Source organism: Streptomyces sp. NPDC007346, from assembly GCF_040703535.1.
In the GTDB taxonomy this organism is placed as follows: domain Bacteria; phylum Actinomycetota; class Actinomycetes; order Streptomycetales; family Streptomycetaceae; genus Streptomyces.
Window position 1 is genome coordinate 41,146 of sequence record NZ_JBEYKR010000032.1, and the last position, 11,518, is coordinate 52,663.

Here is an 11,518-nt window from a genome sequence, read left to right on the forward strand (position 1 = left end):
GGCACCTGACCGTCGATCTTAGGGCCTGCGTTCCCGCACCTACCTCAGGCGCCGCTCGCGGGCTTGGACCAGGGCCACTTGAGGGTGCGGCGCGTGCGGCCGCCGGGGGTGTACTCGTACACCCAGCCGCGTTGCAGCCCGAGCCGCCTGGTGTAACCGGCCGGGACGCGCTCGTACGCGTACACGGTGGGTGGGCCCCCGTCGGGGGAGGGCACGGGGACCTCGTACCACTTCGGCGGGTGGCCGGTCGGGCCGACCAGGACCGGCAGGACCCGGCCGTCCAGGGGGCCGCCCCGGAAAGGGGTGTTCTCGCTCTTCACCCGGTCAGTCTGCCGCAGGGGCGTGCGGCAGCAGGTGCGCCGCCTCGGCGACGACCGGGATCACCAGCTCCGCCAGCCGTCCGGCCGGGCCGCCGGGGCTCTCCAGGGCGAGCAGGTCGCGGACCACCGACGCGGTCTCCTCGTCGGTGGCGGCGGTCGCCGCGAGCAGGGCGATGAGATGGTCGACCAGCCAGCCGCGCAGCTCGGCCGCCGGGGGCCGCTTGCCCTCGTCCAGCCAGATCAGGGACGCCGCCTCGACGGCCGCGATCCAGCTGCGGACCATCATCCGCAGCCTCGGCCCGGCGCTCTGCGCTCCTGTGCTCTGCGGCCCGCTGCCGCCGATCCGGCCGAGGTGGCTGAGGATCTCCTCGGCCGCCGCCCGCCGGACACCGTCCACGATGGTCGTCGTACGGGAGGTCTCCACGACGCTGCCGCCGCGCAGCAGGGCGCTGAAGCCGGTGTCGTGCTCGTCGACGAAACGGAGGTAGCGGTCCAGCACCCGGGCGACCCGCTCGGTGGGCGGGCCCACGGGCGGCTCGGTGAAGCAGAGCTTCAGCTCGTCGGCGGCCGAGCCGAGCGCGGCCTCGTACAACTGCTGCCGGCCGCCCGGGAAGTAGCGGTAGACCAGCGGCCGGGAGACACCGGCCGCCACCGCCACCTCGTCGAGCGAGACCTCGTCGGGGGCGCGGTGGGCGAAGAGGCCGAGCGCCGCGACCAGGAGCTGGGCGCGGCGCTCCTCGACGCTGAGCCTGCGGTACGCGCGGGGCGGCGGGGCTGCGGCGGTGGACGTCATGCCCCTGAGCCTAAGGCCACCGACTCCGCAGTTCCCGTCCCTGTCCGTGGCCACCGGGTCCGGAGCTTCCGGTCCGCGCTCGTGGCCGGTGGCCGCTGAGCCGGAGTCTCCCGTACGCGCTCGTGGCCACCGAACCGGAGTCTCCCGTACGCGCTTGCGGCCGCCGGACCCGGAGCCTTGCGGTCGCACGGCCTCAGGCCAGCAGTCCCGAGCTGCGCCAGAGCCTGCGGCTGACGCCGTTCAGCAGTCCGATGTCGTCGAAGAAGTCCGTCAGCCGCCTGGAGCCGGTCTGCATCACCTCCGTGCGGTGGCCGCTCGCCTTCACCTGGGCGACGGCCTCGCGGCGGTCCAGGCCGACGTTCTCGTACACCTGCGGGTTGACGAAGCAGACCGAGAAGACCCGGGCCGCCTCGCCGCAGCTGACCTTGGTGAGTTCCCGCTCCCAGCGCGGGGCGGTCACCATCTGGCGGCGCAGCTCCTCCCGGGCGTACCGGACGTGCCGCGCCTCCTCGATGACATGGATACGGGTCACGCCGCGCACCAGGGTCTGCACCCGGTCGTCCGGGAACGTCAGCCGCTGCATCCAGTCGAGGACCTCCTCGCCGAGCAGGGTCGCGGCGAACGAACCGGGGGTGGTGGAGACGGTCTTCAGGACCCGCGCCAGGTTGTGGTAGACGCGCGGCACCGGGTACGTCGGGGCGCCGCCCCAGTCGATCATGCGGCCGAACATCATCGAGTGCCGGCACTCGTCGGCTATCTCCGTGAGGGCGTAGCGGACGTGGTTGCTGGTGACGGGCTTGTCGTAGACGTGCCGGACCAGCAGCTGCATGAGGATGATCTCGAACCAGATGCCGAGCGAGGCGAGCGCGGCGCCCTCGTGCCGCGAGAGGTCCAGCCGCTGCTCCTCGGACATCCGGTGCCACATCGGAGTGTCGTAGAGCGAGAGCAGCTCCGGCGGCCAGAACCACTTGCCCTCCTCGACGGCCGAGTCCCAGTCGAGTTCGGTGTCGGGGTCGAAGGAGTGCTTGGCCGAGGATTCCAGCAGGCGCGCGGCGATCTGCTCGCGGTCGCGGAGCGGCCCGAGTGCGTCGCGGAGCTGGGTGACATCGCGATCGGTCACGGTCGTCATGGCGGGAGCACCTCACACAGGGGTTGCCGGACACGGGAGTTACCGGCGGTCACCTCTTATGAGACTGCTCGTCAGCAAGGCCGTCAATCCCTTGCGCACGACTTGTTGACCCACTGTCTACCAACGTGTGAACCTGCCAGGGGCGGTGGGTGTGCGCGCTCAACTGCCCTCGGTGTCACGGAACTTATGAGCCAGTCGAGGCGAAGGAGCCGTCCGTGTCCACTCATGACCTCTACACCACCCCGCCGCCCGAACCGCTCTGGCAGGTCCCCGCCACCGGAGCCGCCCGGTTCAGCTGGGACTACGACGACGGCCGCGAACGCCTCCTCGCCCTCTACCAGAAGGGCAAGGACAAGCAGTGGGACGGCAACAAGCGCATCGACTGGTCGCTGGAGGTCGACCCCACCGACCCGCTCGGCACCCCCGACGAGGCGCTGACGCTGTACGGCACCCCGCACTGGGCGAAGATGACGGAGAGGGACCGGGGCGAGCTGCGCCAGCACTACACCTCCTGGCAGTTCAGCCAGTTCCTCCACGGCGAGCAGGGCGCGATGGTCTGCGCGGCCAGGATCGTGGAGGCCGTCCCCGACCTGGACGCCAAGTTCTACTCCGCCACCCAGGCCATGGACGAGGCCCGGCACGCGGAGATCTACGGCCGCTTCCTGCACGAGAAGATCGGCATGCTCTACCCGGTCAACGACAACCTCCAGGGCCTGCTGGGCGACACCCTGCGCGATTCCCGCTGGGACATGCCGTACCTCGGGATGCAGGTCCTGATAGAGGGTCTGGCGCTGGCCGCCTTCGGGATGATCCGCGACACCACGACCAAGCCGCTGCCCAAGCAGATCCTCGCGTACGTCATGCAGGACGAGGCCCGGCACGTCGCCTTCGGGCGGATGGCGCTGCGCGACTACTACAAGCAGCTGAGCGACGCCGAACTGCGCGAGCGCGAGGAGTTCGTCATCGAGGGCTGCTACCTGATGCGCGACCGGCTCAGCGGCGTCGAGGTCCTGGAGAACTTCGGCATCGGCAAGCAGGAGGCGAAGGAGCTGTCGGAGCACTCCGAGTTCCTCCAGCTCTTCCGTAAGCTGCTGTTCAGCCGGATCGTGCCGTGCGTCAAGGACATCGGCCTGTGGGGCCCACGGCTCCAGAAGGCGTACGTGGACATGGGCGTCCTGGAACTCGGCGACTCCGACCTGGACCTGCTCATGTCCCAGGACGAGGAGATAGCCGAGGAACTGGACCGCGAGCGCTTCGCCGCCGAGGAGGAGGCCCGGGTGGCGGAGGTCGCGGAGGCGATCGGGGAGGGGCGGGAGGCGGTCTGAGTCGGGGCGGGGTCCAAGGTGGGCAGCGCCTGAGGTGGGGCGGGGCGTGAGGTGGGGCAGCGCCTGAGGTGGGGCGGGCCTGAGGCGGGGCGGGGCCCGGCCCCTCAGCTCGGCCGGACCGAAACGGCGTCGTAGACCACCGCCGAACTCGTCGCCGGTCCACGGCAGGTCAGCCGGTGCTGCGGTGTGCGCCGGGCCCGCACCTCGACGTCGAGGGCGGGCGGACCGGGCGGGCGGCCGGTGACCCGGATCCGCCAGCGGTCGCCGTCGCGGACCGTCCCGGCGACCGTGTAGTCGTGCCGGCCCGCCGGGCCGAAGCGGTCGAGTACGGCGGCGACGGCGGCCTGCTGCGGCGGGAAGAGGTCGGTGTACCCCCTCAGGTGCTCCGCGTGGACACGGCCGGCCAGGTGCTCCCCGACCACCGCGACGGACGATCCGGCGTCGAGATTCCCGTAGTAGACGCCGTCGGGCACGACGACGACGTTGGCGGCGAACCTGTCACCGCCCACATGCGTGCACTCCCACACGAGGTCCGGCCAGCGCTCACTCAGGGCGCGTGCCACGGGCCGCCCGCGCACGGCGCAGCAGGTGTCGTGGAGACCGTGGGCGCAGACGAGGACGACGGGCCGACCGTCAGGACCGCCGGGAACACCGGGAACGCCGGGGTCGCTGGGCTCCCCGGGGGCGCCGGGGTCACCGGAGTTGACGGGCTCCCCGGAGGCGCCGAGGGCCTGGGCGATCTGTGCCAGGTCCTCGTCGCGGTTCCAGGTGCCCCACCGCCGGCGGTGGGCGCCGGTGCCCTCGTAGCGCAGGACGGCCCAGCGGCGGGGGCCCTGGGGCGCGTGGCGGCCGTGACGCCTCACCAGGAGCACGCGGGCCCGTACCGCCTGGGCGGCGGAGAACACGAGCGCCTTGGTCCCGGGGTCCAGGTCGAGGCCGTCGAATCCGTTGACCGGCCAGCCACCCCGGTACTCGATGAGGACCCAGACCGAGCCGTACGGCGCCGTGCCCACGATCGAGTCGTCACGGCTCCGGGCGGCGTCGGCGCAGAAGAACCGTCCCGTCGCGCTCACCGCGGCGGGTTCACTCTCCGGCGGGCACGAGCACGCCCGCGCGCAGCAGTCGTCCGGTGAGCGCGACACCGAGCTCACCGGCGGTGCGGACCTCGCCGTCGAGCAGGCGGGACACGGACGGCAGATCGGCCTCCGGGAAGTCGAGCCAGCCGACGCGGGTCGTCAGCCGCGGGCCCTCCAGGCGCGCTTCCAGCGCCGCGCGGAGCCGCACCGGTGTGTCCGGGCCGAGGCCGTCGACGGCGGTGAACTGGGCCAGCGGTCCCAGCGGTGCCGGGCGTCCCTGCCCTCGCCGGGCCCGGTGGAAGAGCTGGGCTGAGTCGGCCTCCGTGACGGCGGCGAGGAGGTGCTCGCGGACCAGGTCGATCTCGCCGCCCGGTCCGTCCACCCCCAGGGGCAGGGTGCTCCGCATCCGGGGGTCGTCGCGCAGTGCGGCGAGGGCCGCCTGCGCGAGCTGTTCGGCCAGCGCGTACCGCGTCCAGGTGTGGATCCCCAGCGTCAGGTGGACGGAGACCCCGCCCTGCGCCTCGGCGGCGTGCAGCCAGCCGCGCGGCAGGTAGAGGACGTCGCCGGGCTCCAGAACGGTATCGAGGTGCGCCTCGCCCCGCGCGGCCTCGGCGACGGCCGAGCGGTGATCCGTCCAGGGCTGGTCGCGCAGCGGGTCGGGGTGGACGGGCGCGTGGACGAGCCAGCGCTTGGTGCCCTCGATCTGGAGGACGAACACGTCGTGGACGTCGTAATGGGCGTCGAACCCCCGGCTCTGCGGCGGGGTGACGTAGGCGTTGGCCTGCACCGGATGCCCCAGCTCCGCGCTCAGCCGGGCGCCGAGGTCCGCGACCGGCTCCCAGGTGCGCTGGAGGGCCTGGAGTACGAGGGTGGCGCCGTCGGCGAACGCGCGCCACAGAGCGGTGTCGTCGAGCTGGTCGGCGATGGTGGCGCCGACACCGGCCGACGAGGTGAACGCCGACTCGGGGAGGGTGGCACCGTCCTTGGCGACGCGGAGGAAGGGCGTACGCAGGCCGCGACGCGCGATCAGTTCGTCCACGGCGCTCGCGGAGAAGAGGTCGGAGAAGTCGCTCGCGCCCCGGGTGAGCAGCGGCCTGCGCCCCCAGATGTCGCGGGCGAACTCCTTGGGGCCCAGCCCGGTCAGACGTGCCTCCAGGGCCCCGGCGCCCGGTGCGGCGCCGACGTCCTGGAGCCCGGTTCGGGTCGTGCTCAAGAGCGGCTGCCGGACTGGTCCGCTCCTCCGTCAGCGCCTCCGTCGTGGACGCCGGGGGTGCCGGCCGCGCCTCCGTCCGCCGGTCCCTCGGCCCCTCCGTCGGCTCCTCCGTCGTGGACGCCGGGGGTGCCGGCCGCGCCTCCGTCCGCCGGTCCTTCGGCTCCGCCGTCCGCGCCTCCGTCGGCTCCTCCGTCGTGGACGCCGGGCGTGCCCGCCGCGCCTCCGTCCGCGGGGCCCTCCTGCTGGTCCGGGTCCTGCTCGGGGTTGGCCATCATTCCTCCTCTGAGTAAATGGCTGGGGCAGGCTCCGTGAAGGAGCCCGTAAATCACGGTATCGCCGCACGGCGAAAGCAACGATTCGAGCGCGGGGAAGCCGTGGCAATTGCATGAATCTCCCGGCATCCACCGCAAAGGCCCGTGCCTGCGCGAAGAGCGTCCGGTCGCAAGGGGCGTTGCTATCGACCAGATACCGATATCGGCCGATCGAAATTCCGTTCGCAAACGTGTCGTACGGTGAGCGCATGACCACCCCGCCTCAGCCGCCGCAGGGCCCGTACGGCCCGCCCCCGCACCCGCAGCAGAACCCCTACGGCCCGCCGCCGGCCGCCGCTCCCGGGGTGCCGCCGCAGCAGCAGCCCTACGGCTACCCGCAGCAGCCCCCGGCCCCGCCGCAGCAGGGAGGCTGGGGACAGCCCGGTATACCCGGCGGGGGCGGTCCGGGCGCGGCCGGGTGGCCGCCGCAGGGGCCGCAGCCGCCGCGGAAGAAGCGGACCGCCCTGATCGTCGGCATCGTGGCCGGCGCGGTGGTGCTGGCGGGCGGAATCGCCTTCGGGGTCTCCCAGGTGGTGGGCAAGGCCACCGACTCGGCCTTCCCGGAGGCCAAGTACAAGATCGTCCTGGAACAGAAGCTGCTGGACGGCGAGTTCACCCTGGCCCAGGACCTCTCCTCGACCGAGGGCAAGAAGATCGAGGAGACGTACGACCCCACCGTCCGGGACGCGAAGGCCGTCGTCGGGCAGTACAGCTCGGCCAAGGGCGGCGCCCTGGTGGTCTCCGGGATGTACGGGCGGTTCTCGAGCCCGGAGGTGATGACCGGCAAGATGATGGACGGCGGGGCTAACGGGGACGGCGCGACCGTCGTCGTCCCGCCGAAGAAGTTCACCCCCGCCGGTTACGACATCACGATGGAGTGCCAGGTCCTCCAGTCGGCCCAGGGCGGCGTCAAGGCCAACGTTCCGATGTGCGCCTGGGGAGACGACAACACGGGGGTCTCCGTGGGCATCATCCGCCCCGAGACCGCCCTGAAGGACGCCACGTCGATCGACCTGGAGGCGGCCGCGCTGGAGACCGCCAAGATCCGCGAGGAGATCCGCCGGCCGATCGGCTGACCTGAACCCGTCACGTCACGGCCGCCGCGCGGTGGGCAGGGCGCTCTCCACCGCGCGGGCCATGGCGAGCAGCGAGGCGTCGGCCCCGCGCGGTGCGACCAGGTGGAGCCCCACCGGGCAGCCGTCCCGGGTGAACCCGGCGGGCAGGCTCGCCGCCGGATGCCCGCTCAGGTTGAACGCCCAGGTCAGGGCGGTGGAGTAGCGGTCGCCCGGCCCCTCGTGCCCGTGCGGCCGGTTCGGTGTGACCGGGGTCAGCAGCAGGGGCGCGGTGGCGAAGAGGTCATCGAGCCGCTCGTCGTTCGCCCGCCGGACCAGGAGCGCCTGCGGGTCCTCGGGCGAGCCGCCCTGTACCGCCTGCCAGGCCCGAACCGGGTCGAGCAGCGCGCAGTCGGCGTCCAGCAGGCGTACGGTCCCCGACGCGACCAGCCGGTCCACCGCCGCCCGGACGACGCCCGCCACCTCCGGGTCCACCTCCGCGAAGCCGAGGTCCTCGCTGTGGACGGCGGGCAGCGGGAGGGAAGGGGCGGCGGGCTCCTCGTACCCCTCCAGCACATGGCGCAGATACCGTTCGGCGCCCGCCGCCGACCGGGCCAGCACCCCGGCCGACGCGAGGCCGGAACGGTCGGGGGAGGGCAGCAGCCCGTTCGTCGTCCTCAGCCCGAACACCCCGCACCAGGCGGCCGGGATGCGGACCGACCCGGCCCCGTCGCTGCCCGTCGCCAGCTCCACCATGCCCGCCGCCACCGCGACCGCCGAGCCCGCCGACGAACCGCCGGGCGTACGGTCGGCCCGCCACGGGTTGACCGTACGGCCGTGCGCGCCCTGCCCCCAGGTCTGCCAGACCGTGCCGGGGCCGGGGACGGAGGTCGCGCCGACCGGGACCCCGCCCGCCGCGATCAGCCGGCGGGCCGCGTACGAGCGGATGCCTGCGGGGCCCTTCACGGCGAAGGGCAGCCCGCGCAGGGGGAGTTGCCGCGCCGCCTCCTCGCGGGCGAGGGCCTCCCTCGGCCAGACCTCGGTGAACGCGTTGAGCGCCGGGTCCAGCCGGTCGATCCGCTCCAGGGCCCGCGCCACGGCGGACGGTCTCCGTGCCATGGTCATGCCCTCAGTCTCCCCGTACGCCCTTCAGGACCGCCTCCGGTCTCCTCGTACGGCCGGTCTCCCCGCACGACACCGAAAGCCCGCGCCACACCACCGCGCACGCCCTTACGCGCCCCCGCACGCCCTTACGCACCCCCCCGCCCCCTCACCCCTCCAACGCCGCCTCCATCACCGCACGGGCGATCGGGGCCGCGCTGCCGCCCCCGCTGATGTCGGCCCGGTGCGCGGCGGCGTCCTCCACCACCACGGCCACCGCGACGGCCGGGCGGCCGGAGTCCGGGGCCTGGGCCCAGGAGATGAACCAGGCGTACGGGAGGCCGGAGTTGTCCACGCCGTGCTGGGCCGTACCGGTCTTGCCGCCGACCTTCACCCCGTCGATCGCCGCCTTCGACCCCGTGCCGTTCTCCACCACGTCGACCATCATCCGCTGGAGCTGCACCGCCGTGGAGGGGCTCATCGCCCGGCCGTAGGAGCGCGGTCCCTGCTGCTGGACCGTGTCCCCGTCCGCGGTGGTCAGCCGCTCCACCAGGTACGGGCGGCGCAGGTCGCCGTGGTTCGCCACCGCCGCGGCCACCATCGCCATCTGGAGCGGGGTCGCGGTCGTGTCGAACTGGCCGATGGAGGAGAGCGCGAGCTGGTCCTCGCTCATGCCGGTGTCGAAGTTGCTCCGCGCCACCCCGGACGGGATGCGCAGACCGGTCTCGTTGAAGCCGAAGCGGCCCGCCGCCTCCACCATCCCCTCCAGCCCGACCTCCACCCCCAGATGGGCCATCACCGTGTTGCAGGAGACCCGGATCGCCTCCGCCAGCGACGCCTTCTCGCAGCCGGTGGCCTCGTCGGGCAGCGTGGTCCTCGTGCCCGGCAGGACGTACGGCGACGGGGTGTCCGTGGCCGCGTCCGCGTCGGTCACCACCCGGGCGTCCAGCGCCGCGGCGGCCGTCACGATCTTGAAGGCGGAGCCCGGCGGATAGGTCTGCCGGATGGCCCGGTTGAGCATCGGCAGGCTCGGGGCCGCGTTCAGCTCGGCCCATGCCCCGGTGACCGCCGGGCCGGTGCCCGACAGCCGCTCGGGGTCGTACGACGGGGTCGAGACCAGCGCCAGGATCCGGCCCGTCGACGGCTCCAGGGCGGCGACCGCGCCCCGCCGCCCGCTCAGCCCGGCGTACGCGGCGCGCTGCATCGACTCCTTCACGGTCGTGACGACGTCGCCGCCCGGCTGCCGGCCCCGGGTGAACTCGTTCCAGAAGGGCAGCGGGGCCAGCAGCGGGTCCGTCCCCGACAGGACGCCGTCCTCGGCGTGCTCCAGGAGCGTGGTGCCGTACGTCTGCGAGGCGTACCCGGTCACCGGCGCGTACAGCGGGCCGTGCGGATAGGTGCGCTCGAAGCTGAGCTGCTCGCCGGTCTCCTTGCTGCCGGTCACGGCCCGGTCGCCGACCAGGATGTTGCCGCGCGGCTGGTCGTAACGGGCGATGGTGGTACGGCGGTTGGCCGGGTTGCCGTCCAGCTCGTCGGCCTCGAAGAGCTGGACGCGGGCCGCGTTGACGAGCAGTGCCACGAGCAGCAGCAGACAGAAGGCGGCGGCCCGCCGGATGCAGCGGATCACCGGTCCCCCTCCACGGCCCGCGCGATGATCCCGGTCTCCACGTGCTCGGGCTCCGGTCTGCGCGAGACGTCGCTGACCCGGATCAGCAGCGCCACGATGATCCAGTTGGTGACGACGGAGGAGCCGCCCTGCGCGAGGAACGGCATCGCCATCCCGGTCAGCGGGATCAGCCCCATCACCCCGCCCGCGATCACGAACACCTGGAGCGCCAGGATCGAGGAGAGCCCGATCGCCAGCAGCCGCCCGAACGGGTCGCGCAGGGCCAGTCCGGCCCGGTAGCCGCGCGCCACGAGGAGCGCGTAGAGGAGGAAGATCGCGGTCAGGCCGCTCAGGCCCAGCTCCTCGCCCGCCGTCGCCAGGATGAAGTCGGACTTGGCGGCGAAGCCGATGAGGATGGAGTGGCCGGCCCCGAGCCCGGTCCCGAGCATGCCGCCGGCGGCGAACGCGAAGAGCGACTGGGCGAGCTGACCGGGCCCCCGGCCCGCCTCGATCGAGGCGAACGGGTCCAGCCAGTCCTGCACCCTGCTGTGCACATGCGGTTCGAACGAGCCGACGACGAACGCCCCGACGGCGGCGAGCAGCAGCCCGACCGCGATCCAGCCGGTCCGGCCGGTCGCCACGTACAGCATGATGACGAAGAGCCCGAAGAAGAGCAGCGAGGTGCCCAGGTCCCGCTCCAGCACCAGCACGCCGACGCTGAGCAGCCAGATCGCCACGATGGGGCCGAGCACCCGGCCGGTGGGCAGTTGCAGCTTCCGGAACGTGCGGCCCGTGTACGCGAGCGCGTTGCGGTTGGCGGCGAGGTAGGCGGCGAAGAAGACCGCGAGCAGGATCTTGGCGAACTCGCCCGGCTGGAACGAGAGTCCGCCGACCCGGATCCAGATCTTCGCCCCGTTCACCGCCGGGAAGAAGATCGGCACGATCATCAGGGCGAGCGCGGTGGCGACCGAGAGGTACGCGTAGCGCTGGAGGACCCGGTGGTCGCGCAGCAGCACCACGACGACGGTGAAGAGCGCGACGCCGAGCGTGGACCAGATCAGCTGGGTGGGGGCGGCCTGGTCGCGCGGGGTCTCCAGGTCGAGCCGGTAGATCAGCACCAGGCCGAGCCCGTTGAGCAGGACGGCGATCGGCAGCAGCAGCGGATCGGCGTACGGGGCCCGGAAGCGGACCGCGAGATGGGCCAGCAGGGCGAGCGTGCCGAGCCCGGCGCCGTAACCGGCGACATCGGGGGGCACGGCCCCGTCGTGGGCGAGGCCGACGGCCGCGTAACCGTAGACGGAGATGAGGACGGCTCCGATGAGGAGCGAGAGCTCGACCCCGCGCCGTCTGGGCAGGCGGAGTTCGGGCGGGGGAGCGTCCGCCGTCGTTGCGGTCATGGATCGCAACGTAGCAAGAGGCGCGCCGTATTTCCCTTATGTCTCGGCGCTTTCACCTATGTCCCGCAGAGCCTTCCCTCATGCCCCGCGGAGCCCCTTCCCGGATCGCGGCGCGTCCGCCCGGGGAGCGCCCCCGGGCGGGGGCCCGCCACCCCGGCGGCCCGGGCGGGGGGGGGGGGGGGGCGCAGACCAACA

Annotated in this window: 11 protein-coding genes; 2 read left to right on the forward strand and 9 right to left on the reverse strand. The window is 73.1% G+C overall.

Annotated features, from left to right (window positions below):
- Positions 1–44 precede the first annotated feature (44 nt).
- The 3 genes from AB0917_RS11930 to AB0917_RS11940 all read right to left on the reverse strand — a co-directional run bounded on the left by AB0917_RS11930 (position 45) and on the right by AB0917_RS11940 (position 2,242).
- Positions 45–320, reverse strand: coding sequence for a hypothetical protein (locus AB0917_RS11930; protein ID WP_366819367.1), 276 nt, complete (start codon positions 318–320; stop codon positions 45–47).
- 4 nt (positions 321–324) lie between these two features.
- The gene (locus tag AB0917_RS11935) at positions 325–1,113 is read right to left on the reverse strand and encodes a TetR/AcrR family transcriptional regulator (RefSeq protein WP_366819368.1); all 789 of its coding nucleotides are present in this window, start codon (positions 1,111–1,113) and stop codon (positions 325–327) included.
- Between the two features lie 193 nt (positions 1,114–1,306).
- Complete coding sequence (locus AB0917_RS11940; protein ID WP_366819369.1) at positions 1,307–2,242, reverse strand: diiron oxygenase; 936 nt, start codon at positions 2,240–2,242, stop codon at positions 1,307–1,309.
- Between the two features lie 215 nt (positions 2,243–2,457).
- Between AB0917_RS11940 and AB0917_RS11945 the strand changes: the two genes are divergently transcribed.
- Complete coding sequence (locus AB0917_RS11945) at positions 2,458–3,567, forward strand: ferritin-like domain-containing protein (protein WP_366819370.1); 1,110 nt, start codon at positions 2,458–2,460, stop codon at positions 3,565–3,567.
- Between the two features lie 104 nt (positions 3,568–3,671).
- Here AB0917_RS11945 and AB0917_RS11950 read toward each other — a convergent pair whose 3' ends face one another.
- Genes AB0917_RS11950 through AB0917_RS11960 form a run of 3 tightly spaced genes read right to left on the reverse strand, consistent with a single transcriptional unit; the run spans position 3,672 to position 6,128 of the window.
- Entirely contained in the window at positions 3,672–4,640 is a 969-nt protein-coding gene (locus tag AB0917_RS11950; RefSeq protein WP_366819371.1) for a sucrase ferredoxin, read from the reverse strand.
- 10 nt (positions 4,641–4,650) lie between these two features.
- Complete coding sequence (locus AB0917_RS11955; RefSeq protein ID WP_366819372.1) at positions 4,651–5,856, reverse strand: cupin domain-containing protein; 1,206 nt, start codon at positions 5,854–5,856, stop codon at positions 4,651–4,653.
- Positions 5,853–6,128: a BatC protein gene (locus AB0917_RS11960; protein ID WP_366819373.1), complete on the reverse strand. Its 276-nt coding sequence runs from the start codon at positions 6,126–6,128 to the stop codon at positions 5,853–5,855. The genes AB0917_RS11955 and AB0917_RS11960 overlap by 4 nt, the downstream gene beginning before the upstream one ends.
- 248 nt (positions 6,129–6,376) lie before the next feature.
- Here AB0917_RS11960 and AB0917_RS11965 point away from each other — a divergent pair, with 248 nt between their 5' ends.
- On the forward strand, positions 6,377–7,243 hold the full coding sequence (locus AB0917_RS11965; RefSeq protein WP_366819374.1) for a hypothetical protein: 867 nt from the start codon (positions 6,377–6,379) through the stop codon (positions 7,241–7,243).
- Between the two features lie 15 nt (positions 7,244–7,258).
- On the opposite strand, the gene AB0917_RS11970 is transcribed toward AB0917_RS11965, so the two are convergent.
- From AB0917_RS11970 to AB0917_RS11980, 3 genes are all read right to left on the reverse strand, one after another.
- Positions 7,259–8,338, reverse strand: a complete 1,080-nt coding sequence (locus AB0917_RS11970) for an amidase (RefSeq protein ID WP_366819377.1) — start codon at positions 8,336–8,338, stop codon at positions 7,259–7,261.
- 151 nt (positions 8,339–8,489) lie between these two features.
- A complete protein-coding gene (locus AB0917_RS11975) occupies positions 8,490–9,947 on the reverse strand; it encodes a penicillin-binding transpeptidase domain-containing protein (RefSeq protein WP_366819375.1) in 1,458 nt (485 codons plus the stop codon).
- Positions 9,944–11,323 carry an FtsW/RodA/SpoVE family cell cycle protein gene (locus AB0917_RS11980; RefSeq protein ID WP_366819376.1) on the reverse strand — a complete coding sequence of 460 codons (1,380 nt, stop codon included), beginning with the start codon at positions 11,321–11,323 and terminating at the stop codon, positions 9,944–9,946. The genes AB0917_RS11975 and AB0917_RS11980 overlap by 4 nt, the downstream gene beginning before the upstream one ends.
- Between the last annotated feature and the right edge of the window lie 195 nt (positions 11,324–11,518).

What these genes read in the sequence shown, in the direction of transcription:
- AB0917_RS11935 (WP_366819368.1), bottom strand. Translation starts at nt 1,113, where the DNA reads ATGACGTCCACCGCCGCAGCCCCGCCGCCCCGCGCGTACCGCAGGCTC.
- AB0917_RS11940 (WP_366819369.1), bottom strand. Translation starts at nt 2,242, where the DNA reads ATGACGACCGTGACCGATCGCGATGTCACCCAGCTCCGCGACGCACTC.
- AB0917_RS11960 (WP_366819373.1), bottom strand. Translation starts at nt 6,128, where the DNA reads ATGGCCAACCCCGAGCAGGACCCGGACCAGCAGGAGGGCCCCGCGGAC.
- AB0917_RS11965 (WP_366819374.1), top strand. Translation starts at nt 6,377, where the DNA reads ATGACCACCCCGCCTCAGCCGCCGCAGGGCCCGTACGGCCCGCCCCCG.
- AB0917_RS11970 (WP_366819377.1), bottom strand. Translation starts at nt 8,338, where the DNA reads ATGGCACGGAGACCGTCCGCCGTGGCGCGGGCCCTGGAGCGGATCGAC.
- AB0917_RS11980 (WP_366819376.1), bottom strand. Translation starts at nt 11,323, where the DNA reads ATGACCGCAACGACGGCGGACGCTCCCCCGCCCGAACTCCGCCTGCCC.